The organism is Vibrio ziniensis (genome assembly GCF_011064285.1).
Lineage (GTDB): Bacteria > Pseudomonadota > Gammaproteobacteria > Enterobacterales > Vibrionaceae > Vibrio > Vibrio ziniensis.
In genome coordinates this window covers 347,029-373,108 of sequence record NZ_CP049332.1, presented here as the reverse complement: position 1 = coordinate 373,108, position 26,080 = coordinate 347,029, and the positions used below count along the sequence as shown (strand labels likewise).

At 42.8% G+C, this 26,080-nt stretch carries 24 protein-coding genes; 13 read left to right on the top strand and 11 right to left on the bottom strand.

What is annotated here, in order from left to right:
- Positions 1-193: 193 nt before the first annotated feature.
- The 4 genes from G5S32_RS16695 to deoD form a co-directional block, all read right to left on the bottom strand.
- On the bottom strand, positions 194-1,771 hold the full coding sequence (locus G5S32_RS16695) for a GGDEF domain-containing protein (RefSeq protein WP_165313263.1): 1,578 nt from the start codon (positions 1,769-1,771) through the stop codon (positions 194-196).
- 3 nt (positions 1,772-1,774) lie between these two features.
- Complete coding sequence (locus G5S32_RS16690; RefSeq protein ID WP_165314180.1) at positions 1,775-3,238, bottom strand: hypothetical protein; 1,464 nt, start codon at positions 3,236-3,238, stop codon at positions 1,775-1,777.
- A 177-nt stretch (positions 3,239-3,415) separates the two neighbouring features.
- Positions 3,416-4,885, bottom strand: a complete 1,470-nt coding sequence (locus tag G5S32_RS16685) for an IS1 family transposase (RefSeq protein WP_165313262.1) — start codon at positions 4,883-4,885, stop codon at positions 3,416-3,418.
- A gap of 68 nt (positions 4,886-4,953) precedes the next feature.
- The gene (deoD, locus tag G5S32_RS16680; protein ID WP_165314179.1) at positions 4,954-5,664 is read right to left on the bottom strand and encodes a purine-nucleoside phosphorylase; all 711 of its coding nucleotides are present in this window, start codon (positions 5,662-5,664) and stop codon (positions 4,954-4,956) included.
- A 330-nt stretch (positions 5,665-5,994) separates the two neighbouring features.
- Here deoD and G5S32_RS16675 point away from each other — a divergent pair, with 330 nt between their 5' ends.
- From G5S32_RS16675 to yddG, 7 genes are all read left to right on the top strand, one after another.
- Positions 5,995-6,948 carry a YbgA family protein gene (locus tag G5S32_RS16675; protein WP_165313261.1) on the top strand — a complete coding sequence of 318 codons (954 nt, stop codon included), beginning with the start codon at positions 5,995-5,997 and terminating at the stop codon, positions 6,946-6,948.
- The gene (locus tag G5S32_RS16670) at positions 6,938-7,744 is read left to right on the top strand and encodes a MerR family transcriptional regulator (protein ID WP_165313260.1); all 807 of its coding nucleotides are present in this window, start codon (positions 6,938-6,940) and stop codon (positions 7,742-7,744) included. The genes G5S32_RS16675 and G5S32_RS16670 overlap by 11 nt, the downstream gene beginning before the upstream one ends.
- Complete coding sequence (gene phrB, locus G5S32_RS16665) at positions 7,741-9,168, top strand: deoxyribodipyrimidine photo-lyase (RefSeq protein WP_165313259.1); 1,428 nt, start codon at positions 7,741-7,743, stop codon at positions 9,166-9,168. Before G5S32_RS16670 ends, phrB begins: the two co-directional genes overlap by 4 nt.
- Positions 9,158-10,072 (top strand): L,D-transpeptidase family protein, encoded by a 915-nt coding sequence (locus G5S32_RS16660; RefSeq protein WP_165313258.1) that lies wholly within the window; start codon positions 9,158-9,160, stop codon positions 10,070-10,072. Before phrB ends, G5S32_RS16660 begins: the two co-directional genes overlap by 11 nt.
- 143 nt (positions 10,073-10,215) lie before the next feature.
- Entirely contained in the window at positions 10,216-10,809 is a 594-nt protein-coding gene (locus G5S32_RS16655) for a DUF1294 domain-containing protein (protein WP_165313255.1), read from the top strand.
- A 103-nt stretch (positions 10,810-10,912) separates the two neighbouring features.
- The gene (locus tag G5S32_RS16650; protein ID WP_165313253.1) at positions 10,913-11,464 is read left to right on the top strand and encodes a sugar O-acetyltransferase; all 552 of its coding nucleotides are present in this window, start codon (positions 10,913-10,915) and stop codon (positions 11,462-11,464) included.
- A gap of 127 nt (positions 11,465-11,591) precedes the next feature.
- Positions 11,592-12,536, top strand: coding sequence for an aromatic amino acid DMT transporter YddG (gene yddG / locus G5S32_RS16645; protein ID WP_165313251.1), 945 nt, complete (start codon positions 11,592-11,594; stop codon positions 12,534-12,536).
- Positions 12,537-12,604: 68 nt separating this feature from the next.
- On the opposite strand, the gene G5S32_RS16640 is transcribed toward yddG, so the two are convergent.
- A complete protein-coding gene (locus tag G5S32_RS16640) occupies positions 12,605-13,498 on the bottom strand; it encodes a cation diffusion facilitator family transporter (protein WP_165313249.1) in 894 nt (297 codons plus the stop codon).
- Positions 13,499-13,680: 182 nt separating this feature from the next.
- The gene (locus G5S32_RS16635; RefSeq protein WP_165313247.1) at positions 13,681-14,559 is read right to left on the bottom strand and encodes a LysR family transcriptional regulator; all 879 of its coding nucleotides are present in this window, start codon (positions 14,557-14,559) and stop codon (positions 13,681-13,683) included.
- A 258-nt stretch (positions 14,560-14,817) separates the two neighbouring features.
- On the opposite strand from G5S32_RS16635, the gene G5S32_RS16630 reads away from it, so the two are divergent.
- Both G5S32_RS16630 and G5S32_RS16625 read left to right on the top strand, forming a co-directional pair.
- Positions 14,818-15,399, top strand: a complete 582-nt coding sequence (locus tag G5S32_RS16630; protein WP_165313246.1) for a class I SAM-dependent DNA methyltransferase — start codon at positions 14,818-14,820, stop codon at positions 15,397-15,399.
- Positions 15,400-15,779: 380 nt separating this feature from the next.
- Positions 15,780-16,982 (top strand): tetratricopeptide repeat protein, encoded by a 1,203-nt coding sequence (locus G5S32_RS16625; RefSeq protein WP_165313245.1) that lies wholly within the window; start codon positions 15,780-15,782, stop codon positions 16,980-16,982.
- 55 nt (positions 16,983-17,037) lie between these two features.
- Here the strand turns inward: G5S32_RS16625 and nagB are convergent, their stop codons facing one another.
- Positions 17,038-17,838 (bottom strand): glucosamine-6-phosphate deaminase, encoded by an 801-nt coding sequence (gene nagB / locus G5S32_RS16620; RefSeq protein ID WP_165313244.1) that lies wholly within the window; start codon positions 17,836-17,838, stop codon positions 17,038-17,040.
- 386 nt (positions 17,839-18,224) lie between these two features.
- Here nagB and G5S32_RS16615 point away from each other — a divergent pair, with 386 nt between their 5' ends.
- Positions 18,225-18,476, top strand: coding sequence for a DUF3081 domain-containing protein (locus G5S32_RS16615; RefSeq protein ID WP_165313243.1), 252 nt, complete (start codon positions 18,225-18,227; stop codon positions 18,474-18,476).
- Positions 18,477-18,707: 231 nt separating this feature from the next.
- Here G5S32_RS16615 and G5S32_RS16610 read toward each other — a convergent pair whose 3' ends face one another.
- Positions 18,708-19,076, bottom strand: a complete 369-nt coding sequence (locus tag G5S32_RS16610) for a MaoP family protein (protein ID WP_165313242.1) — start codon at positions 19,074-19,076, stop codon at positions 18,708-18,710.
- Between the two features lie 150 nt (positions 19,077-19,226).
- Here G5S32_RS16610 and G5S32_RS16605 point away from each other — a divergent pair, with 150 nt between their 5' ends.
- On the top strand, positions 19,227-20,114 hold the full coding sequence (locus G5S32_RS16605; RefSeq protein WP_165313241.1) for a LysR family transcriptional regulator: 888 nt from the start codon (positions 19,227-19,229) through the stop codon (positions 20,112-20,114).
- 93 nt (positions 20,115-20,207) lie between these two features.
- Here G5S32_RS16605 and G5S32_RS16600 read toward each other — a convergent pair whose 3' ends face one another.
- Positions 20,208-20,645 (bottom strand): DoxX family protein, encoded by a 438-nt coding sequence (locus tag G5S32_RS16600; RefSeq protein WP_165313240.1) that lies wholly within the window; start codon positions 20,643-20,645, stop codon positions 20,208-20,210.
- A gap of 253 nt (positions 20,646-20,898) precedes the next feature.
- On the opposite strand from G5S32_RS16600, the gene G5S32_RS16595 reads away from it, so the two are divergent.
- Complete coding sequence (locus G5S32_RS16595) at positions 20,899-22,266, top strand: DNA-3-methyladenine glycosylase 2 family protein (RefSeq protein ID WP_165313239.1); 1,368 nt, start codon at positions 20,899-20,901, stop codon at positions 22,264-22,266.
- 1 nt (position 22,267) lies between these two features.
- Positions 22,268-22,744, top strand: coding sequence for a methylated-DNA--[protein]-cysteine S-methyltransferase (locus tag G5S32_RS16590; RefSeq protein WP_165313237.1), 477 nt, complete (start codon positions 22,268-22,270; stop codon positions 22,742-22,744).
- A 53-nt stretch (positions 22,745-22,797) separates the two neighbouring features.
- Here the strand turns inward: G5S32_RS16590 and nhaD are convergent, their stop codons facing one another.
- Positions 22,798-24,249 carry a sodium:proton antiporter NhaD gene (nhaD, locus tag G5S32_RS16585; protein ID WP_425509219.1) on the bottom strand — a complete coding sequence of 484 codons (1,452 nt, stop codon included), beginning with the start codon at positions 24,247-24,249 and terminating at the stop codon, positions 22,798-22,800.
- Between the two features lie 238 nt (positions 24,250-24,487).
- Positions 24,488-25,894: an anion permease gene (locus G5S32_RS16580; protein WP_165313233.1), complete on the bottom strand. Its 1,407-nt coding sequence runs from the start codon at positions 25,892-25,894 to the stop codon at positions 24,488-24,490.
- Positions 25,895-26,080: the final 186 nt, after the last annotated feature.

Sequence of the window (26,080 nt, the reverse complement as noted above, 5' to 3'; positions counted from 1 at the left end):
TTTCCCCAAGTAAAATCATCGCCGATTGGATATGTATATGCGGTGACAAATTCACTCTGAGCCACTAGATATAAAAATCGTGGGTCAGTACTTTTGTGTTGCTTAAAGCGTAGTACGTTTTTCTTTGATATCGCTGTCTATTCTACTTGGACGCGAGAACATTTGTAACAGTATCCTCTGATAAATCAAAGGATTATTCTGAACACACTTGGTTTCGACCGTTTGCTTTGGCTCGATAGAGTGCTTTGTCGGCACGATAGAAGGTTCTCTGCGTGTTTTCGCCTTCCTTGTTCAAAGTAATCCCAATACTGACGGTTAAGCCTCGTTCACCAAGAATTTCTTGCCACTGGAACTTAAAGATTCGTTCGCGGAACTCTTCCGCAGCCGCTTGTGCTTGCTCTAAAGTCTGGTTTTCAAGGATGACTAAGAACTCTTCTCCGCCATAGCGTACACAAGACGCTTGTGGGTAGTTGAAGTGTTCTGCCAGTTCACTTGAAACATTAACAATAGCTTTGTCTCCAACTAGGTGACTTAGTTCATCGTTGATCGACTTAAAGTGGTCAATATCAACCACTAAGAAAGCAAACGGTGTTTCATTGTGGAGGAGATCTTTAAGTTTGCCATCTAGCCAGCGGCGGTTGTGAAGTTTGGTGAGAGGATCGGTGAACACGTCCTGCTGCAGACGAGCTACCGCATTCTTGTGGTGCTCAGTGGTTTCTTTCAGCTCTTGGTTCTCAAGCTCAGATACGATGAGTTTCAGTTGCAGTTCAAATCGAGATAACCGGCGTAATTGAGTTGCTCCAAGTTCAGCGATTGGGATTCGCTGAATGAGATCGGATTCAATCATGAAGGCTTCGCGTTCGTAACGCAGCGCTTCCTTATACAGTCCTTGGTGTTCAAATATGCGACTAATGGTTTGATATAACCCTTTTTCTAGTACAGGTGATGGAAAACGTTTTAGACGTTTCTCAGTTCCAAATAACAGCATGTTTGAAATGTCAGACTTTCCGAGTTCTATGAGGCATTTCGCTCGTTCGACACGAACCATATTAGCAAGCCAGTAAGAATGCATATTACCCGGTGAAAATTGGACAGTTGATAAAGTGCGGAGTGCTTGTTCGATATTGCCTTGGTGACGATATATTTTGGCTTCGTACAGAATGGTTTGACCCGCAAGAATTTTGTCACTAACAAGAATGCTGAGCTCTTCACACTCTTTAACCAGTTCGTCGGCTTCATCAAAACGCCCAAGGTTTACATAACAAGCGAGCATATAAAGTTTGTATCGTAATCTTAATGCGCGGCTGTTGATGGCATGATCGAGGCTGTCTATTTTGAGGTAGTAACTCATCGCTCGGCGATGATCACCATAGGCGTCGCACAAGTTGCCCATTCCGAGTATGGCAAGCACGTAATGATCAATGTAACGATATTCCACCGCCAATCCTGAAGAGGAAATGTGTTCTTGAAGGGCTTCTACGTAATCGCCATTTTCAATCAGTAGTTCAGCAAGACTGTTTTTAACGGTCAGGATGAGCTCAGCATGTTCGGAATCCAACAAGTTTAGTGCGGATCTAAGCTCATTAATGCTGTTCTGTAACTGTCGCATTTCCGCATGGAACTCAGCGCTAACGATAAAACAGATAGCTTTTTCTTCATTTGTGGTAGCAATGCTTTTACGCACTTTACTCCAAAAAATAACCGCTTCTTCACCACTGACTGAGGTGGCGTCTAAACCTGCTTCTTGAACTTTATTGAGTAACGCTTCCATTCATTATTTCTCCAAGTTCAGGTCTTCAAGTAGTTCAAGCGTGAAAGGGAAGCTGACGATAGTATGAAGAGTCGCTTGTGGAAGCGTTCCTAGGAGCTTTTTACGCTCCCATGGATAAATCTCGATCATTTGTTCCAGTACACTAAATATATGCTGAGCCGATTCTCCTCTCTCACACACGAGCAACCCCAAATAATGGGCACTCAAACGTGATAGCAGATCTTTAGATCCACACAATGAGTGAACCAGCTCGGTGCAGGCGTCCAAAAAAAGAGGATTTGCATGATAAATAGAAACCACGGAGTGGGAGGAGTTCATTAGGTCAACTTTATGTAGGACCATTTGTTCCCACCAGTAGTTCTCAGGTACTACATTGGATAGATGTTTTTCTGGATGATAGTCGTGCTGATTACGAATTCGGTTCAGAAGCTTTCTTGCTCGTTGATCGAGCTGGCGTTTTGATGTGCGAGCTTTATCTGAGCCAAGTCTCATCGTTTGCTCATGCAGCATTTGCAGTGAGTATTTACGATACTTTTTAAACGCTTCGAGTGCTGTGTGGTCATCGCCACTCTCTTCAGCAACGAGAGATTGTTGATAGCAAATTTGTGATAATAATTCGCCGTTATCAAAACCACGCGCTGTTTCTTCTGCAGAAATGAGCAATTGTGCCGCCTGACCAAGGTTTTTCCTCAATAACTCAATTCTTGCTCGGCTAATGTATGAGTGAGCCTTCATCCAAGAGAGGTTATGCGCCACAGCTAGTTTATGAGCCTTTTGAGTTGCTTGCTGCGCGTCTTCAATGCGCTCTAGACCTAATAGTGCCAAGCCTCGGAAATCCCACACTTCGGCCTGCCATGTTTGATCAGGATGGCCGATAAGCGCCTCGTCTGCACCATCAAGCACAGTGAGCATATCGACGTATTGCTGCAACAAATACAGATCCCAAGCCCATAATATACGAGCTTTGCCTTCTAGCCATGAGATATCCATATTGTGTGCGACTTTGGCTGCAAGTTGGTGGGTTGAACAAGCTTGCTCATATTGTTTTGTTATGCGCCAGATATTGCCGAGACCGATGAGGCTTTCAATTAGGACTTCATTTTCGTCAACTAAGGCAGACTGCTCTAAAGCATTAATCCAAAATTGTTGGGCCGTATAGTATTTGGCCTGCCCCCAAAATTGTAGCGCATGAACATGGAGTATTTCAGGTAGGAACTCATCTGTATCTAGGCTGTTTTGATACTGATGTGCCTCTTTAATGTATTTTAAACCTCGGCGATAATCCATTTCGCACCAAGCACAACGCGACATAATGATGAGCGCGTGAATAATGCCATCGTGAAAAAGGGATTGTTTAGCTTGGACAAGAGCCTTTTCTGCTACTGCCAATACATCTGCGGGCTCAGACTCTATTCGGAGCCTAAGCTGTTTGAGTTCTGATAATAAAAGGTACTGGCTTTGATCCAAATCCATTACTTCCTGGCTGTTCGACACACATGACATCTTGAGATGTGTTGCCACCTGCCTTTATATGCTTCGTTTGAGTATCGATGTCATTTAGCACTAATTACACGGCAAATCGGAAATGTTTATTATTTTGCTCGTGTATAAATTTGTGTTTCCTCACACTCCAATGCTAAATGCTCAGGACAAAAGCTCTTTTAACGTCAAAGGCTTCTGAGTTAATCCTAGGTTTTGTGCCGCAGTATTTCCATACTTATCTTGATAGCATAGATTATGCCAAGCTCGGTACATGTCGAGTAGTGGCTGTAAGCCACCGGGACGCAATTTGCGTCTAGGTTCATTGATGAAGGATTCAAATAGTAACTGAAAACGTTGCTGATAATATTCAGTTTGTTTTATCGATGCCTTTTGTAACCAAGCTTCAGGTTCAGAATTGACTCCTGCCAAATAACAGATTCCTTTAGAGCCGTTTTCTTGGTGGGCAATTGCCCATCTGTCTCTCCACCAACCCATAAGCACAATGTCAACCTTGCTAAAAGATTGGGTGTCTTGCCAGCTAGCATCTTCTTCAACATACATTAAGTCAATGTTTTTACGTCTGATTCTCGATAAACACACACTTAAAGCCGCCGAGCGCAGAATCGGATCCTGAGGCATAAAGATAGAGACATGCTTATCAATGTCGCACATATCCAACACGTGTAGATAGTGAGCATACGACGTGTATGGCGGACGAATCAAGGCACCTTTAGAAGGGTAGTTAAAGGTGGATAAATTCCCCATTGGGTCTTCAACGTTACCGCGAGCAAGAATGGTCTGATATTGCTGATCAATTCTTTCTCTTAATATGGGGGAAGGTGGTGGTTGAGGTACGTTCGCTTCTGAAGAATGTTCTCTTGAAACGAATCTCGCCGGAAATTCATAAGGGTTGTGATCAACAGAACCTACAGGCTCTTCTTTGGTTGAGTAGTTAACATGCTGACAGAGGATATAGCCGGTGTTTGCATCACCAGTGGCAATCCAAAGCACACCATTGCTGCTTTTAGGTTGCAACGGCATGTAGTGCGAAGAGAATTGGAAACTTTTCGCATGGTTTACCCAACGAGCGTCAATCATCGCCAACTTTCTACGACAGCGACTCGCAATGTGGTCGATGTGGTCATAAAAGGTTTTGGGATTGATATTGAGTTTGCGACAAATTTCTCGTACCGAATAACCCATGAAAAGTAATCCGAATAAGGTTTCTTGGAATAATAATTTCTTATTAGATCCAGACCATTTATCGACAAAGGTAGAGTGACAAGATTTGCAGCGATAACGTTGACGATCGCCGCTATAGCCAAAGGCATGATAAAGATGTTTGTGAATATGGACGGAAAGCCCAGCGTTTTCACATTCGAGATTACGACAAGCCGGTAAGCCGTCGCTATGAAGTTGACGTAAACGAACCAGTTCGTTTAAGACTTCTTTATTGTTAAGTAAGGGGGGGAAAGCACCGCACTCACGACAAACCATCGTTGGACGCTTAGGATTTGCACGTTGCAAAACATACCGTTCTGCATCGCTCAAACCAAAGTTGTCACACGCCAATGTTTTACAAAAGTTGAGCTGCAAGCCATCAGCGTCCGCAGGTAATTGGTCGGTCGACACGATCTCCCCCTCGGGAATATTGGGGGTTACCAAGCGCGCTACTCGGCAACCTTTTGATAAATGTGAAATTACATCTTGATAGCAGTTTCAAGTGCCACTTGCATCATTTCGTGGAAAGATTTTTGACGGTCTTCAGCGCTGAGTTTCTCGCCGCGTAGGATATGGTCAGAAACCGTTAGGATGGTCAGTGCACGAGCGCCTAAATCGGCAGCCACACCGTAGATACCCGCAGCTTCCATATCCACACCTAGGATGCCAAGTTTTTTCATTTTTTCGAAGATTTCTGGCTCTGGAGTGTAGAACAGGTCAGCAGAGAAAATGTTACCTACTTTTACATCTACTTTTTGCGCACGAGCCTGAGCTACCGCTGTTTCTAGTAGATCGAAGTCAGCGATAGCTGCGAAGTCGTGGTTGCTAAAACGAATGCGGTTAACTTTAGAGTCCGTTGATGCGCCCATACCGATAACAACGTCCATCAGTTTTACGTCGTCACGTACTGCACCACAGCTACCTACACGAATGACGTTTTTCACACCATATTCAGCAATCAGTTCGTGAACGTAGATACAGCATGAAGGGATACCCATGCCGTGACCCATTACAGAAACTTTTTTGCCTTTGTATGTACCTGTGTAACCGAACATATTACGTACGTCACACACTTGCTTCACGTCTTCAAGGTAAGTATCTGCGATGAATTTTGCACGAAGCGGGTCACCAGGCATCAGAACTGTTTCAGCGAAATCATCAGGTTGCGCGTTAATGTGTGGGGTTGCCATCATTGTTCTCCAAAAATGTTCAGTCAATTAAACAGCATTGCATATCAAATTACTATTTCTGTTGACTTAGGATTTGTCTGTTGAGGCAATACTAATGAGTAATAATAAGGTTTCTTGAGATTTTTGTCACAAAAAAGGCGATCGGATTACTTAGGTGGATATTTAATAACGATTTATGTTGAAAGTGATAAAGCAATCGATTTGGGAAAATGTTGGCATAATTTGTACGAAATTTAAAATTGTATAACTAGTCTTGGATATGCTATAAATTATACAAAGTTTATTTTTGTATAATATTAATTATTGGTCTGGGAGTTGAGGGGGGCTAATATGGCTCAGTCACCTATCTTATTGGGCATTAGTGCATGTGTTCTGGGACAAAAAGTGCGTTTTGATTCTGGACATAAAGCCAGTCAGTTTGTGATTAAAGAACTTTTGCCATACTTTGAGTTTGTTCCAGTCTGCCCTGAAGTTGGAATGGGATTACCCGTACCACGACCACCAATTCGCTTAGTTTCAAATGAAGAGCGTATAGCTCTGGTTGAAACAAAGGATCCTTCAAAAGATCACACCGCAGGCTTGTTACAGTATTCAGAGCAAAAAATAGATCAGCTCATGCAGCAGCCGTTGTGTGGTTATATTGTTTGTGCCAAGTCTCCTTCTTGTGGCATGGAAAAAGTTAAGGTCTACAAATCCCACGAAGCTGAGAAAAGTGGTATTGGCCTTTACACTCAGAAGTTAATGGAAAAAATGCCATGGCTTCCTATTGAGGAAGATGGAAGGCTCAATGACGCTGTTTTGAAAGAAAACTTTATTACTCGCGTCTATTGCTTGCATGATTTTTACCAGACTCTTGGTCAGGAAGCGACCGCAGGTAAAGTTGTGGCCTTTCATTCCCGTTACAAACTCACTTTGATGGCGCACCACCCACTTTCTTATCGAGAACTGGGAAGACTAGTGGCCAATGTGACAAACTACACCACTGATGAGTTTATAGAACTTTACCGGTTGGGGCTTATGCAAGCTTTGAAAATAAGGGCGAGCAGAAAAAATCACACCAATGTGTTGATGCACCTTCAAGGCTATTTTAAGCGTTCGCTCGATAAGTCTCAGAAAAAAGAGCTGACAGAAATTATTCATGATTATAGAAAGGGCATTTTGCCACTTTTGGCGCCGATAACCATTATCAAACATTATTTGTCCTTGTATCCAGATGCGTACCTCATCCAACAACGTTATCTGGATCCCTATCCACAGGAGTTGAAGTTACGCTATGGCTTATGAACAAAAGCTATACGCTATTCGTGAAGTAGCAGAATTAACCGGAGTTAAGCCCGTCACATTGCGTGCTTGGCAGCGACGTTACAACCTGGTTCAGCCGCAAAGAACCGAAAAAGGTCACCGTCTGTTTAATCAAGAAAACATCGACAGCATTAAAGAAATTCAGGGCTGGTTAGCTAAAGGCGTTTCCATTGGTAAAGTGAGTGAGCTGCTCAAAGGCGGTGTTGCTTCAGATGAATTCCAGGAAGATGCGCGTTTACAACTTGAAGAGTGTGAACAGCTGCTGACTGCTCTGTCACAGCTTAATCGTGGTAAGTCTGAAAATCTGATTGCTACCGTAATGAAAGAATATCCGCTGGATATTGTTGAAACTCAATTTGTATTTCCAGTGATTGATGCCTTAGAGCGAGTGAAAGGACCTTGGCGATCATTACAAAAAGGACTGTTTCAATCTCTGATGATCAATAAGCTTTCATCCATACTCGAAGCAGAGAATAAAGCTGCTCACAAAGGTAAGTGCCTCTGTGTTAGTTATGACCCTGTAGGCAGTTTGCTTGCTTGGTTATGGGCTGTGACTTGGTCAGAAAAGGGATACAACGTGACTTTCCTAGACGGGGTAGATGATGTTTCTGGTCTTGTTGGGCATGAAGCAATTGATGCCTACAGCACATTAGCTTTGTTCTCTCACAAGTCACTTCCTGACTCTCAGATGAATGCGATTAGTAAACTACGAAATCATTTTAACGATCAATGCTATTTATCTGATGTTCTCAATACGTTAAGCGGATTGAGCTCGTGAAGCTGGTTTGGTTGCGCCGAGATTTAAGATCGGTTGATAACACGGCTCTTAACAATGCGATTGCAAGCGGAGAACCCGTTACTGCAGTTTTCATTGCAACACCAGAGCAGTGGCAACAGCATCATATGGCACCTCGTCAGGCTGATCTGATCTATCGCCGCCTTGATGAACTTCAAAAGGAGCTTCAGGCTCTAAACATACCTCTGCTTTATTCTGAAGTTTCCGACTTTGCGCATTCTGCACAGCGAATTTCCGAGATAGCGAAGCTGTTCAGTGCAAGTGAAGTGTTGGTTAATCAAGAATATGAAGTGAATGAGCAGAAACGAGATAAGCTGGCTCAAATCGCTTTGGCTGAGCAAGGTATTGATTGGTTATCTCTACACGACAAATGCATTGTTCCCGCGGGCAGTTTGCTGAATAAACAAGGTCAATACTTCAAGGTATTTACACCGTTTAAGAAAGCTTGGCTTTCTGCAGCAAGTATTCCAAGAATCCAACCAACTCAAAGTGCGCCGGAGATGGTGTTGCCAGATGAAGTACAGGGGCTTCTCTGGAGCAAAGAACAACCATTTAGCTATCCAAGAGAAGACAGCTCTCAGTGGGCTGCGGATTTTGAAACGATTCGAGCTCAGTTAAGAACCTTTTGCCAAGAGCGCGTAGATGATTATCAGCAGCGTCGAGATTTTCCTGCTACAGACTGTACTAGCAGTTTGTCTCCCTATTTGGCGATAGGTGCGCTATCTGCCAGACAATGTATGGCAAGGCTTTATGCAGAGTCTAATTCGGGGAACTTATCTCAAGGAGCTCAAACTTGGCTTAGCGAACTGATCTGGCGTGAGTTCTACCAGCATTTACTGACTTTTGAACCTAAGCTATGCAAAGGTAGGGACTTCCTCAATTGGGGACGTTATGTCATTTGGTGGCAAGATAATGAAAAGTTTGAGCGTTGGTGTCGTGGCGAAACGGGCTACCCCATTGTCGACGCTGCAATGAAACAGCTCAACCAAACTGGCTGGATGCACAACCGTTTAAGAATGATAGTCGCAAGCTTTCTGACCAAAGATCTGCATATCGACTGGCGTTGGGGTGAGCGCTATTTCATGAGCAAACTGATTGACGGCGATTACGCAGCAAACAACGGAGGATGGCAGTGGTGTGCGTCCACTGGGTGTGATGGTCAGCCTTATTTCCGTATCTTCAACCCGATCACTCAAGGTCAGAAGTTTGATGGTAAAGGGGCATTTGTTCGCCACTGGATACCTGAATTGCGTTCAGTGCCTGAGAAGTACGTTCACGCACCTTGGTTATGGGCGGGTGTAAACTTGGTGTTATATCCTGCACGAATCGTTGATCATAAAGCAGAAAGAGAAGTAACCTTAGACATGTATAAGCAAGCAAGGGATAAAGAGATACATGTTGCGTAAGTTATTGGTCATTGGGTGTATATTGGCCTCCAGTGTTATGACAAAAGTTTTTGCAGCCACTTATGATTTTCCAATGGAAGGAAGCAGCATGGTGGGAAATGCTCAATACCATGTTGTTGAAAAAGGCGAAACGCTAGCGCAAATTGCTAAACAATATGATATCGGTTTTCTAGGGCTGATGGCTGCCAATAAAGGTGTTGATCCTTTCCTCCCGCAAGAAGGTTATGTGCTTACCATTCCGTCACAAATCATCTTACCTATGGTGCCTTATGAAGGCATCGTGGTGAACCTTGCAGAATTGCGTCTCTACTACTTCAAGCCAGAAGAGAGAAAAGTACACATATTTCCAGTAGGTATTGGTCGAATTGGGCGTGATACGCCTGAAATGGAAACCAAGATCAGTCAGAAGCGACCAAACCCGACTTGGACTCCACCTGAGTCAATTCGTAAGGAATATCGACAAAAAGGCATTGAGTTACCAGAAGTTGTCCCATCGGGTCCTGAAAACCCATTAGGTGAATACGCACTTCGTCTAGCATTTGGTAATGGAGATTATCTGATCCACGGTACTAATAAAGATTTTGGTATTGGTTTACGTGTGAGTTCTGGCTGCATCCGTATGGAGCCGAAAGATATTGAATGGTTGTTTCATCAAGTAGAAAAAGGCGAAAAAGTACGGATTATTGATGAACCTGTTAAGGTCGCGTTAGAACCTGATAGAAGTGTATTTGTTGAAGCGCATGAACCATTAACGCGCAGTAACGGCAGTAAAAAAGAGCTCGCTTTGCCAGTGGAACTAAAATGGTGGCTCGAAGAATTTGATAAATCTGAAGTGAAAGCAAAAGCAGTCATACTGGCGCAGAATGGGGTACCGTTAGAAGTTGTTGCTCCCGAATCTAAGTGAATGAACAAAACTAGGCACAGATTTAAATATTCATTACTCGCTATTTAGTGTTTGGAAAACCAACACTTAGCAGATAATTATTCCTACCAGCACCTTATTACTTGGCTATGCTTAACGTATAAACAGCAAAGTGAAAGGTAATCATGGCGTTAAAAGGGACAATTTCGGAATGGTATCTAGATCGAGGCTATGGCTATATCATTCCCGATTCAGGGGCATTAAGAATCAAATTTTTGGTCTCTGACGTTAAAAATTCAGTAAATTTGGGTGAAATAAAACAGTCTGTTCGCTTCGTTATTACACAAGATGAGAATGGCAACCGAAGAGCAACTCATGTAGAAGGAACACGAGCATTTCCTTGGTCCACGCTCATCGTGGTTTGGTTTGCTGCAACTTTAGGTGGCTGTGTCTACTTTTGGAAGTACCCTTTGTTTATTGTTTACTACTATCTAGTTGCGACTGCGATTGTGTTTGTTGTTTATCTGTTTGATAAGCGTAATGAGAAACGTACCAATCCGGTGACAAGCAAATCCGCACTGTTATTTCTCTCTCTTTTAGGCGGATGGCCGGGTGCAGTTATCGGGCAGTACTCGTTTAATCTACATCCCAAATCTTTTATTTTTCAGCTATTGTTTTTCATTGTGATGGCTTTGCATGTCATTTTTCTGGTGTGGACCCTTACTCCAGAAGGCGGTGTTTATCTTCGCCAATGGTTGACGGCAATTTCCCTGCACTAGACCCTCAATAGAGGAAAATAAACCGTTACTTTTTTACTGTTTTTATCTGCGCAAAAAAGTTTAAGATTCCACTTCCCTTCATCAAATACATAGGCAGTAAATAATGACAGAAATAGAAAAGATGATGAATGGTCTCGATTTTGATGGATTTGACTCGGAGATCGTTGAGCTTCGCAGAACAGCAGCGCAGCTTAAACTGGACATTAATCAGTGTATTGATGAAGAACAGCGTCAGGCTTTGCTGGTGAAGCTGTTTGGCAAAATTGGCCGAAGTCTTGTTCAGCCACCTTTTCACTGCGAATTTGGTAAAACAATTACTATTGGTGAAGAAACCTTCATCAATATGAATGTCGTCATGTTGGACAATGCACCCATTACTATTGGTAATAACGTGTTGATTGGTCCAAACGCCCAGTTCTATACACCGACTCATCCTTTGGATTATAAAGCAAGAAGACGATGGGAAACGGTTTGCAAACCTATTGTGGTTGAAGATGATGTTTGGGTTGGTGGCAATGTGGTTATCAACCAAGGTGTGACCATTGGTGCGCGCTCAGTGATTGCTGCAAACTCTGTTGTCAATGAAGACGTGCCAGCAGACACCTTAGTTGGAGGTACTCCTGCCCGAATTATTCGCAAGTTGAATGTTGACTAACTGGTTGATTTATATTTGCTATTAATCTAGGGCTTACGATTGCTTGAATTGACATAATAATTGTTATCTTCTCTCCCGTTAGTATTTGAATTACAGTGCAGGCTTCTGTTGTATTTGGAGAAAGGCTTTGTCTCGTCATAAACATACTCTGTTTGGTATCGCTGCAATTCTGTTGTGGGCATGTTTAATGGGGTTAACTCGCACTGTCGCTGAGCAATTTGGTCCAATTGGTGGCGCAGCGCTTATCTATACGGCGGCCTCCGTGTTTTTAATGCTGGTTTTGGGTATACCAAAGCTTAAAAACTTCTCACTCAAGTATCTTGTGATTGGTGGGGGGCTATTCGTCAGTTATGAGATTTGTTTCGCGCTCGCGCTTGGCATGGCAAATGATCGACATCAAGCGTTGCAAATGGCTGTAGTGAACTATTTGTGGCCTGCATTAACGGTATTACTCGCAGTACTGACGAGTCGAAAAAACGTTAATGTCTTTGTTTATCCAAGTGTCGCTTTAGCATTTGTCGGCGTAGCTTGGACTATCACAGGGGATCAAGGCCTTTCCGTTTCGACAATCGCGGCGAATGTAGCAACAAACCCTGTGACCTATTCGATGGCTTTTATCGGCGCAATTATTTGGGCGGTTTACTGCAATGTAACCAAGACTTTAGCCAATGGACAAAACGCGATTACGGTGTTTTTTATTATGACCGCAATATCCCTTTGGCTGAAATATGCGCTAAGTGATGAAGGTATTTTGCAGTTTACAGTGCCATCAACATTGTATTTGGTGCTAACTGGCATTGTGATGGGCAGTGGCTATGCACTATGGAACGTGGCGATTCTGCGTGGAAATATGATGCTACTTGCTACTTTGTCTTACTTTACCCCTATATTCTCTACTTTGTTTTCCTCAACCATATTAGGCGTCGTTCTAGGGACATCTTTCTGGCAGGGTGTTGTGATGGTGACTATTGGCTCTTTGCTCTGTTGGTGGGTTACCCGTAGTAAAAATAAATCCGCGTCAAGTGTGGTGACCGTTGGCCATAAAAAGCTGAGTAGTGGAAAAGAAGCTTAGTTTGACGGGAAATTAGCGTTGATAAAAAGAACCCTCACTATCGGCGAGGGTTCTTTTTAAGTTCTATTCTAGGTAGCGATGTTTACACTTAACTGAAGATTAAACGGCAGTTTCGATAACTTCTTATGTAATGTACGACGTGTATGTTCAATATCCTGTACGGCAATCACGTTATCTTCCGCTTTGATATCCACGTCAACCCATAATTCGCGACCAATCTTAGTTACCGCAGCAAGTTCCACCCACTGTTCAGATTCTTCACCTGCAGCGATAACACCTTGGTCTACTGTGTTACAAATGTCTTCACTTGGTGCCATCATGAAAATCTCACGTAATGACGATTTCAACATTTCGAATGGCACTTTCAAGAAGTAGAAAGACATTGCCAACATCATTACAGGGTCAGTATAAATTGCATATTCAGCCAGTGGTGATAGTGTCAGTAACCATGCTGAGATGAATCCAACGGTAACGACCACACTTAGCAAAGTATCCATTTTCCACTGTTTGACTTCAGCATCGATTAAGTCAGAAGACGTTCGTTTGTTCAACTTGGTCATGTAGAACCATGCGATACCACAACCAATCACGTTTACAATACCGAATAGCGTAGCAATTGAAACGTCAACTTCACGACCACCAGTAAACATCGCGACAACGGCGTTGTACAACGAAGAACATACAAGTGCTAAAATTACAGCACCTTTGATGGCGATCACTGCTGGTTCCAGGGCCGCACGACCGAACTGGAATTCATCATCTGACGGTTTCTGGATGTATCGAGAAGCCATTAGCGACAAAATAGTTAACAGTAAACTGACTAGTGAATACATGCCGTCAAATAGGATAACGAGTGAACTAACCAATAAGCCAACAATTAAACCACCCATAGCAAAGCCAGAAGAAATAAGGGCTGAAAGCGTTAGAATACGTTTTTCGTTGAAGTTTGTTTTAGCACACATTTAGGAAATACCAGTTGAAAATCTGCTGATATTTTGGCTTTTAAATAGGCATTTACAATGGCTATTTGATTTATAGCTAGTGTAAAAAATAACCTTTTAAATTTTAATAATATTAATCATATAGTTATTTAATTCTTCTGGTGTCATAAATGTTGACACTGACTGATTTAGTTACATAGCGACTAGAAATCAAACAGATAATCACTGATTTTATCGGCTAGCCAGACCATCGCTGGGTTTTCGGCAATACCAGAGGTAGTAAACATACAGTAGTCTTCTTGGGTCAATCCATAGGTGTGTTTGATAACAGATAGACGTTGCTCACGGAGATAATGGCGAATAAGTGGTTCCGGCAGTACGCCCCAAGCGTTTTCAGTCAAAATAGTATTGAGAATGTATTCGAAGCTAGAGAAGCCAATATAGCGACGAGAGAATGGCTCAAGGCTAGGGTTATCTTTCTCATTCAGATAGACCATTACGGCCTGCATCGATTTACGAAGCTCTTCATCAGCCACACGTTTGAGTTTAGCGAGAGGATGTGTCGCTTTGCACACGGACATCATTCGAATTTTACCCAGAGGTTGATAGGTGATGCGAGGATCATCTAAGCGCTCGTAGTCAACGCCAAAAGCAAAGTCGACCTGCTGAGTAGCGACCATGTTAGCCAAGTCACCGCTGGAAGCGAGAAAGAGGTTGAAAGAAGTGTTCGGGAATAAGTTATTCAATTTATGAGCAAGGTCTTGCCAAAGTGAATCTGGTAAAGAGTCATCACGTGCTATCCACATTTCAGCAGCGAATTCACTTGAAACTTGGGAGCATGTGCGCCGAATACGTGTGGCTGTGATAAGTATACTCTCACAGTCTTTATAAATTGCTTTCCCAGCTTCCGAAAGCGTGACGTTGTTGCCTGAGCGTTGGAATAACTCAACACCAAGTTCTTTTTCGAACGCTTTAAGGGCCATGCTTAATTTTGTTCGATTGCACTCTAACTGTCGCGCAGCCTCTGAGACAGATCCTGTATCAGCGATGGTACAAAAAGCTTCAATTTGCGACAAATTCATAATGTGCTCAAACGGATGAAAGTTAAGGAATCATATACAAAAACGATCAAGCTGCCTATCAACAGCTCATGGAATTCTATGTCACTGATGTTTCCGCTACTTTTTGTTTTATTGAGGCAAAAATAGTTGTGCAAAACAAGAATTGCGGAAGAATGTCAATTTCTTCAATAAGATTGCACTCTAACGCTAGGAACTACACCTCATTTTGGTTTAATCTTGACGTAATTGCCGAATACACGAAGTAACACGGAGGCCATGATGGCACATGATTGGGACGAATACGCAGCTAACTGGGAAAAAGACGAATCGACAACCGTTTTTGCACAAAACGTATTCCAACAACTTCAACAACTTACAAGCGTAGAAGGGATGCATGTACTTGATTTCGGTTGTGGTACAGGTTTGCTAACTCAACGGATTTCTCCACTGGCAAAAGATATCGTCGCTTTAGATGGCTCCGAAGCTATGATTGAAGAACTTGATAAAAAAGAGTTAAAAAATGTTGAGCCTGTCGTCGACCACTTAACTCGTGGTTTGGTTGCCCAGCATCCAGCGTTTCGCAAACAATTCGATTTAGTTGTTGCATCTTCAGTATGCGGTTTTGTGTCAGATTTTCAGGAAGTTGCGATCATTATTCATTCTCTGCTAGAAGAAAATGGTTTATTTGTTCATTGGGATTGGCTAGTGGATGATTCGGATCCTGAATATGGTTTAAGCCAAGTAGACATTGAAAGAACACTCGACAAAGCTGGCTTTACTGATATTGAAACGCGAATTGCTTTTGAGTTGAACACGCCGCAAGGATTAAAACCTGTCATCATGGGATTAGGGCGTAAGTAATTTTAGCAAGTTCTTCTGAATCATTTAGAAAAATCGTAGTGCATCGTCACTGCGTTTTTTTTGTTGAAAAATCAATTCAGTGGAACTATTTACTTAATTTTTTCATGTGATGCTTGTTCCAAAAGTGATCACTGAGAGATCTCATAATTAATTTCTGATCAGCTACTTACATCTTTTCCAGCAAGTTGCTGCGATAATAATGTATATGATTAAGCGAAATGAATTCAGCCATAGTGACGTATTGTTTAATAATGAGCTTTATTCAACATTATAGATACGGTATTTGATGTTTGAAAAAAGTGAACAAAATCTACAAATAATTGGGATTCTGCCGCTAAAGATGTACAGAGTCTTATTGGAATAATAGTAATAGAGATCTTATGGATATTATTGGGATGGCCATTGGTGCATTGGGCTTATCATTCATTGTTATCTTTATTTGGATGGTTTCTCTCTCTGTCAGAAAAAAACGGTTGGAAGAAGAAAGAAAAGAGCGTGAGGAAGCTTATCGTCGAGCATTAGAGCGCACGAGAGAAGAAGAACGCCAGGAACGCCTATTTAAAGCTGAATCAGGGCATATTCCGACAATACTCTATATGGCTAAAGAGTCTGAAAGAGGCAACCTACGTGAGGCTCTTTTTTGGTATGAAAAAGCGGCTCTGCTTGACAATATCAACGGCATGCATGGAGTTGTGCGAATTTGTAAAAGAATGCGTGATGACATGATTCTGCGTTCAAAAAGTCAATTTTGGGAAATGTTTATAAAAGGGCTTGAAGGGGATCTACAAGCAAAATTCGAAACAGGTCAATCATTGGTATTTGGACGGGGGACCGAAGTCAATGTAGTTAAAGGTCTCGGCTTAATTCAGGAAGCTGCCGAGCGCAAATACATTGAAGCGATCATTTTTATGGGTGATTGGTGTATTTCTAAAGATAACCTTTCCCCATCGCCAGGTGACTCTACTTACTGGTATTCGAAAGCTGCAAAAAGAAACAGCCTTGACGGTATGATGAAACTTGGAATCAACTACTTAAGAGGTGTTGGGGTTCCGGTAAACTATGAAAAAGGTTGTTATTGGTTAGAGCGTGCATCAGAAAAAGGGCATGCAGAGGCGATGTATCATGCAGCAGAAGCATGGGTAGATAAAGGTTCCAACGGTAACTCGATTGCTTATATCTGGTTGTATCTTTCGGCTCACTTTGGTTATGAACCAGCAAAAATATTGCGTGATAAAGTCGGTAGTAACATGGGTGTTAACTCAGTTGTGGGTTTACAAGCATTAGCAAGGCCACTACAAAAGAAAATCGCAACGGGTAAGGTAAACAAGCATTCAATTATTCGCGCTTTAAACAAATTGTATAAACGCCAAATCCCGGTACCAATGAAAGGTGAAGTGCTGGATGATAGCGAGATTACTGAAAATGCGAGCGAGACATTGCGTGAAGAGTTAGCTGAGATGGATGATTTTGATGAATTTGAGCTGCACTTTCCTGACCAAACTGATGAAGACACAGAGAATAGAAATCAAGAATTATCAGTGAAGCCTGATTTTAGCCATACGGCGATGGATAAACATTCCTAGTAATACGAAAAGGCCCAGCGGTAATCTCTGGGCCTTTTTATTGCCATATCGAAGCTTAGAAGCCTTTAATGTTTTCTGCTTCTAGTTCGTTAAAGTAACGAACGGTTTTCACTTTCAACTCTTGAGTTGCCGGATCATCACATACGATGATTGCTTTTGGATGTAGCTGCAGAGCACTTACTGTCCAAAGATGGTTAACACAACCTTCAACTGCCGCTTCAACAGCAAGCGCTTTGTTGTGACCGATAGCAAGGATAAGAAGCTCTTCTGCATCCAGCAGGGTACCCACACCGATAGTTAGTGCGTATTTTGGTACTTGGCTAACATCTCCACCAAAGAAACGAGAGTTCGCGATACGTGTATCTTCAGTCAGTGTTTTGATGCGAGTGCGTGACGATAGTGACGATGCTGGTTCGTTAAATGCTATGTGACCATCGTTACCTACGCCACCCATGAATAGGTTGATTTTTCCGTAAGACTTGATTTTCTCTTCATAGCGCTTACACACAGCGTCGTGATCTTCAGACATGCCGTCAAGCAAGTTGATGTTTTGCTCTTGGATATCTACATGGTTAAAGAAATTGGTGTACATGAATGTACGGTAAGATTCAGGGTGATCAGCTGGTAGACCTACGTACTCATCCATGTTGAAAGTCACAACATGCTTGAAGCTCACTTCACCTGCGTTGTAAAGCTCAATTAGCGCTTTGTAAGTTTCAAGTGGAGTACTACCTGTTGGTAGACCTAGAACAAACGGACGCTCTGCAGTAGGTTTGAATGCATTGATACGCTTAACAATGTGCGCCGCAGCCCATTTGCCGACCTGTGCTTTGTTGTTCAGTGGGATAAGTCTCATGTTCCGCCCTTAATATTGGTAATTGTCTTCTCGCCTCGATGTGTAAAGTGACATTTGACTGTCTGAAAATGTTGCCATTTCATTGCAACATTGCTTTAAACACTTTGGGTTGTTTTATTAATTTGCATTATAAAATAAGTTTTCAGTATCTGCCATTGTTTTATGTCAAACTTTCGTTGTATGACCCTGTATGTAACCTTGTGAAGCCGAAAAATGTGGATTTAAACCCAATCTAAGCTTTGTTAATGGCTGAGTACGTAAAAGTAGAACGACAAAATTCACATTTAAAATTAAGTGAATTTTTGATTCGTAGCGCATAGCCAATTGGCGAAGAGAATGTTCGTTACCCATAATTAATGTGCAAGGAGAGATTAAGGAGTGAACAAATGAAAAACGAACTTGATCCAACCAAAATCTTACATGCCTACGAGGCAATTATAGAACACGGTACACCGACCGAGCATGGCAAAATCTATGAGGGTGTAGAGGCTTTTTCAGACTACGATGGATACAGTATTTATCTACGTGGAAATGGCGTTGAGCTTAAAGTGGGATTCCACAATACCTACCATCTCGAGTATGATCAAGAGCACTTAAAGGACACCTTTTTAAAGAAAGTTTCTATGCTGGCTAAATAGAGTAGCCAAAAAATAGATAGCGGTGGTCGCTTAGCATAGAAATTTATGTGCTTGAACTTATGGTCGTCACGCTGTGGTGAAATAGGGGGTACCTAAAAGCTTCTGAGCTTTGCGTAGTAAAGCTGTAAGCTCAATATTGAGAACGGTGTTATTGAACAAAAACAAGCATTAAGGCGAGCATATCGCCTTTATACCGACAGCTTCAGCACGAGGGTGTGCTGAAGCTTTCTATTAACCTTCTTCGGTTAAGGTCGGCTCGTCATCAGTATCAGTGTAATCGTCTGATGATGCGTCAAGTTTATTGCGACCATTTAATGTATGGAAGCGTTTACGACCGCGAGCCAAACGCACGTATTTCAACCATGCTTTTTCGATTTTGCTTGATGCTAGATCTGGGTTCTCCAACACTTTTAGAAATTGTTGTTCTTCAGCGTTTTCAGGTTGCAGAGTACCAGCTTCCAAGCCGTTTAGAGTTTCACCATAAAGTGTAAGAATATCCTCTTCTGCAAGAGTGAAATCACCGGATTTCGCGAATCCGCGTGGGAACTTTTTCGTGTCGTAAAAACGTTTTTTACCTGTACGAAATGCAGTCTCAAACATATCAACCTCGTGTAAATATGAGCTGCTACTATGTAGCTTTGGTTCACCGCGAAAGTTAGGCGCAAATTATATAAAAGAAAAACAAAAATTTTTTATCGTCATAATTGTACTTCCTTGTTAATCTTCGACTGTAAATTCAGAGGATTCTATATGGACGTAAAAGTCTTTCGTACTTTTCTTGAGTTGGCTCAGGTACGCCATTTTGGTCGTGCTGCTGAAAACCTATATTTAACTCAAGCGGCTGTAAGTGCACGTATTAAACAACTAGAAAGCTATTTTGACACGCAGCTTTTCACTCGTGATCGTAACAACATTAAGTTGACGTCAGCAGGGGAACGTTTGGTTAGTTATGCAGAGGTGATGGTGACTACTTTGCAGCAGGCTAAATTTGAACTTTCTTTGGAAAATGGTCAAGCATTACAACTGACGATTGGTGGCACACCAAACGTATGGGATGCGTATTTACAAAACTGCTTGAGCGTGGTGACCGATGCGTTTAGTGGTTATGCGTTCATGGCGGAAGTCATGGGGCGTGAGCAATTAAGCCGACAACTGTTAGAGCGTACTCTAGATATGGCGTTTGCCTTTGATCAGATTAAAGCCGAAGAGCTTAATTGCAAGAAAGTGGCAGATCTGGTGCTAGTGCTTGTCTCTACCCAAGATGACACATTAGAGTCGGTATTTCAGAATCGCTATGTTTACGTTGATTGGGGTTCTCGATTTGCCGCAGAGCATGCTGATAGACACCCCAAAGCGCCAGCACCTTTTTTACGCACCTCAACGGCGCGTATTGCCTTAGACTTCATTTTGGAGAAAGGTGGTAGTGCTTATCTGCCAACGTCGATTGTCGAGCCATTTATTGCCTCTGGTGAACTGTATCTTGTACCGGGTGTTGAAGAGTGGCATAGACCGGTATTTCTCAGCTATCGTAAAAATAGCTCGACTATAGAAGCGATAGGGCATGTCGAAGAGCTAGTGAAGAAAATCGACCCTCTTACAGCGTACAGTATTCAGCGTGCCGGTGAAGCGAATTTATAATTAAAAAAACACGAATAAGTCAGGCAAAAAAGTAAAAGGCGAGAATCTGCTCGCCTTTTCGATCTTCCCTTTATTTTAAGATAAAGAAACCAATTATTTTGATTTGCTTAGAATGTTATCCACACTTAGCTTACCTGCACCTGAGATAGCGAGGGAAACAGCTGCTGCAAGAAGCGCAAGACCAAACTCGTAACCACCGTTAGACAGGAACAAACCATTGCTAATGTGTGTGCTTAGGATTGCTACTACCATAGTGAAAGCAAGAACCGCTGCTGCTGGACGAGTTAGTAAACCGATTAGGATGAATAGACCACCGAAGAATTCACCGCTACCTGCTAGGAATGCCATCAGCACGCCTGGTTCTAGACCAATTGATGCCATCCATTGACCAGTGCCTTGAAGACCGTAGCCGCCAAACCAGCCAAAAAGTTTCTGAGAACCGTGCGCCATAAAAATGATACTGATAGGAAGACGCAAAGCGAGTGGAGCAAAACCTACATTTGATGCTAGGAGTTTTTTAAGAGCTGACATATTTAGATTCCTCAAAATTCAAAACTTTCGAATAAGTTTTGATGTTGTCTGTTACTGTTGGAATAAAGTTTAGAAGACGAATGAAGAATTGATAATCTAGATTGGTTGATTTTGTTGTTTGAAAAATTCGAATGAACTTTGGCGTTAAATTAGCATCAGTTTGAGCTTTGGCAATCATTTAGTTCCGAAAATGGCTAGTGTTATCGTGCAAGCAACGTAAACTAAAGTCAATTTCATCGTTTAAGGATAGACCATGGCGATTCAAGCGGAAGCTATACTCACTCATGAGCAGTGTCAAAAAGCACGCCTAAGCCGAGATGCACGTTTTGACGGGCAGTTTTATGTGGCGGTAAAGACAACCGGCATATTCTGTCGTCCTATCTGCCCTGCCAATCTTCCAAAAGAAGAGAATGTCGAATACTTCTTAAACCAAGCTCAAGCACTTCAAGCAGGTTATCGCCCCTGTTTGCGTTGCAGACCAGACAGTGCGCCTAGCTCTTGGGCGTGGAAAGGGGTTGAGACGACGTTTATTCGCGCCCTGTCGATGATTGACAGCGGCCAGTTGCAAAGCCATTCACTCAGCGATCTTGCAAATCGACTTGGTATTTCCGACCGTTATCTACGTCAGCTATTTCAAACTCACCTTGGCATGTCGCCGAAGCAATACGCTCAATATCATCAGCTTATGTTTGCTAAGCAGCTTCTCCACAATAGCCAAATGGCGATCACAGATATTGGTTTTGCCTGTGGATTTAATAGCACACGGCGTTTTAATGACGCTTTTCAGAAGGTGTTACAATTAACGCCTTCTCAAGTGCGCAAAGAGCAAGTTCAAGTGACGGCAAAGAATCAGTTGTCTTTGGCTTACCGAGGGCCTTTTGATTGGTCACATATGCTGGCGTTTTATCGGCTAAGAGCGATTCACGGGCTCGAGACAGTTGATGACAACAGCTATGCTCGATACGTTGGATTAAGCCAAGGCAAAGGTTGGTTTAAAGCCAGTAAGAACTCCAATACTCATTTAGATATTGAGTTTGAGTTAGAGTCGATGGCTGATTTACGCCAGTTGGTGGTTAAACTAAGACGATTGTTCGATTTAGACGTCGATATCGTTGCGGTAGAAAATCAATTGGAACAAGCTGCTCCGGGTTTAGTAAAAACCTCTGGAATTCGTATACCTGGTGTATGGAATGCTTGGGAAGCGGGGGTGAGAGCGATATTAGGACAGCAGGTATCGATTAAAGCGGCGATAGGGCAGCTTAATCTACTGACAGAAACACTCACTCCGCTGAGAGAAGATGTGTCATTTCCTTCGCCTGAGCAGGTGGCAAAGGCAGATCTGTCATTTTTACGTATGCCACAAAGTCGCAAAGATACGTTGAGCCGGTTTGCTCAATATATGCTCGAGCATTTTGATGAAGATGTTGATCAATGGCTTAACTTAAAAGGCGTCGGGCCTTGGACGGTGAACTACGCACGTCTAAGAGGCTTATCAGATAGCGACTGTTTTCTGGACACCGATCTGGTGGTTAAGAAAGCCCTCGTCGGTTACCCACAATTGAATAAACAAAAAGTAGCGCCATGGGGTAGCTATGCGACTTTCCACTGTTGGAACCAATAACATGAATTACTACACTTTTTTCCAGTGCCCATACGGGCAAATGACTCTTCAAGCAAACGATAAAGGATTGCTTGGCGCTTGGTTTGAAACACAAACAACACAGCCCAAAGAGTTGGGTACTTACACTGAAACCCATGAGATTTTGAATCAGACTAAGAGTCAGCTAGAAGAATATTTCTCAGGTCAACGTACCCAGTTTGATATGCCATTAGCCGCAAAGGGGACCGATTTTCAGCAGGCAGTTTGGCAGGCGTTGTGTCGTATCCCTTACGGTGAGACTTGGAGTTATCAACAACTGGCGGATGAAATTGGCAATCCCAAAGCAGTGCGAGCAGTCGGCTTAGCTAACGGGAAAAACCCGATATCCATCATAGTGCCGTGTCACCGAGTGATTGGTAAAAACGGTAAGCTAACGGGGTATGCGGGCGGAGTGGAAACCAAAGAGAAACTATTGCAACTGGAACAAAACAAAGCATAACAATATATGTATTATGTCGTTTGTTATCAGTTGCGACTCAATAAGTTCCACAGTTAAAAGAATATATTGAACGACGCGTGGTTAATCATCAGATGCAACACAATGCTCACCACATAGCCCAATATAATGGCTGGAGCCCATTTTAAATGACCGAAGAAGGTGTATTTGCCGTGGGCGGCGCCCATCAACGCTACACCAGCGGCAGATCCGATCGATAATAAGCTACCGCCAACACCTGCTGTCAGTGTTACTAACAACCAGTTACCTAAAGACATATAAGGTTCCATAGACAACACGGCAAACATCACTGGAATGTTATCGATGATGGAAGATAGGATACCCACAGTGACGTTCGCCCACATTGGATCCCACTGGGTGTAGATGATCTCGGAAATCAGGGTGAGATAGCCTAATAAACTGAGGCCTCCCACGCACATAACAACCCCGTAGAAGAACAGTAGCGTGTCCCATTCTGCATGTGATACTCGGCTAAATACGTCAAAAGGCACCACAGAACCGATTCGTTTGAGAGCTGCTTCATCATTGTTGGCAATAGCCAAAGCGGTTTTCTTCGCAAGGGAACCTGCCAGCGTTTTACGCAAGAAATAGCCGAAGAATTGCAAATAGGCCAAGCCCATCATCATGCCCATTACTGGAGGGAAATGGAACAAGGCGTGGAAGCTAACCGCCGTGACAATAGTAAGAATGAACAGCAGCACGATGCGTCTGGCACCGCGTTTTAGCTCCACATGTTCGTTGACGGTGTCTGGTGTCTCTTTCGGTACAAAGAAAGACATAATCAGCGCTGGAACCATGTAGTTAGATATGGCTGGAATAAACAGGCTCAAGAACTCAGTGAAGTTCACATGCCCAGCTTGCCACACCATCAGTGTCGTAATATCGCCAAAAGGACTGAAAGCACCGCCAGCATTAGCGGCAATGACGATGTTAATACAGGCGATATTTATAAAATGATTGTGTTTACCTCCCACTTTCATTACCACCGCACACATTAAGAGTGCCGTGGTTAAGTTGTCCGCTATGGGGGAAATGAAAAAAGCGAGTAAGCCAGTGATCCAAAACAGGGTTCGATAATTAAACCCTTTACTTACCATCCAAGCCTGCAAGGCATCAAACAGCCTCCGTTCTTCCATGGCACTGATGTAGGTCATGGCGACTAATAGGAACAGCAGTAGCTCTGCGTATTCCAATAAGTTGTATTCAAGTGCTTCACGAGCAATTTCCGTTGCGCCTTGTTGCTGATAGACATAGCCAATCATCGCCCAAATTAAACCAGCTGCCAGCAATACGGGTTTGGACTTTCTGAGTTTTAAGTACTCCTCAAGAGTCACTAAGATATATGCGAAGACGAAGATACATACTGCGGTATAGCCAATGAATGAATGGGTTAGATTTAAACCGTGACTTGTGCTACCAGAAGCGATGCTTGGAGAAGAAAACAAAACAGATAGTATGGCTAATGGCCAACAAGGCAAGTAACGCATTCTTTTCATTATGAATCCTTACACTTTCTCATAGCGTTGTCGAAATGATATGCATCAGTGTAGGAAGGATAATTTGCTCAGAGTGTGAACTTGGTAGGTTCTGGTTGCAGATAAATTTATTTAATCGCTGGAGTGTGAGCTTGGGCAAATATTGAGTGAATTCAGTTAAGTGAAAACGAAATAGCCCATCCGAAGATGGGCTAAAAATAGTGTGAAATTTAATTTCTCAATGTATGGCTTACCACATGCCAAGAATTTTCCACCATGCGCCACCCACGAAGAAGAAGATAGGGATAACGATGAGTGAGAACACGAAACCAATCTTCCACCAGTTTTGCAATGAGTGGTAACCTGCACCAAACAGAATAGGAGCAGGGCCTGAAGAGTAGTGGGTTGTAGACATATAAAGGTTACTGAAAATACCCAGAACAATCGCTGCCAGCATTGGAGGTGCTCCCGCTGAAATAGCAATTGCAAGGAACGCTGAATACATAGCGCTGATGTGTGCCATTGCACTCGCCATTAAATAATGGCTGTAGTAATAAACCAGCAGCAAAATCGCGATAGTGGTTACCCATCCAAAGCCAGACAGAGAGCTGCTTACGTAGTCGCCAAACCACTTAATAAAGCCAAGGCTGTTTAGTTGAGCCGCCATCATAACCAACACTGCAAACCAAGTGATGGTGTGCCACGCTTCTTTTTCGCCAAGCACTGCATCCCAAGTAATGGTGCGAGTAATAAGCAGGAATACTAGACCTAATAGTGCGGTTACGGTTGCGTGTAAACCTAACGTCGGACCAAGTACCCAAAGAGTCACCATGCCAATGAAGGTTAAACCTACCATCCATTCAGCGCGGCTCATTGCGCCCATTTCTACTAAATGTTTCTTCGCTAATGCGCGCATTTCAGGTGTCTTTTTCAACTCTGGTGGAAAAACGTAGTACATCACCAAAGGGATTAAGAATAGGCACAATGCACTTGGAACAATCGCCGCTAATGCCCAACCAGCCCATGTAATTTCTACACCTTGTTCTTTTGCGAAGTTCGCTGCTAGTGGGTTACCCGCCATTGAAGTCAGGAACATGGCACAAGTGATGGCGTTACATTGGAAAATACATTGAACAAGGAAAGCGCCAATTTTGTTTTCGGTTCCTTTTTCAGGATCGGAGTCATAGGCCGCAGCGACAGAGCGGAAAAGAGGAGAAATGATGCCGCCACAACGAGCAGTTGTACTTGGTGTAGCAGGAGCAAAAAGAAGATCTGTCAGAACTAAACCGTAAGCCAAACCAAGCGAATTGTGGCCGAGTTTTGAAATAAACCAGTAGCCGACACGGCGACCAAAGCCAGTGCTGATGAAGCCTCGTGAAATAAAGAATGCTGCCGCAATCATCCAAATTGTTGGGTTAGCAAAACCGCTGAGTGCTGTTTTGATCGGCAATACACCTAAAATGGTACAAGCGACAAGTCCTATTAGGGCCATCGCGCCTAAAGGCAGTGGAGCAAGTATCAGGCTCAGAACGGTTACAACGAAAATAACCATCATTTGCCAAGCGTTATCTGTTAAGCCATCTGGAACGGGGAAGAACCATAAAATGACTCCGAGTAATGCTAATAAAAGCAATCTTGAGTTGGCTGAAGAAATCATAATTACCTCCTAGGTTTTCCTTATATATATCGCTTCAACCGAGACGTTTACTGTGTAAAATCAATTTCTAGTCATTCGTTTTTTGCTTAACTTCCAGTGTGGGTGTTGGTTCTGATTTGCTTTGTAAACGTAGTGAAATTAACGGTTTTAAAATCATAAAATTCATTAAATTCACCGCGGTGAGTT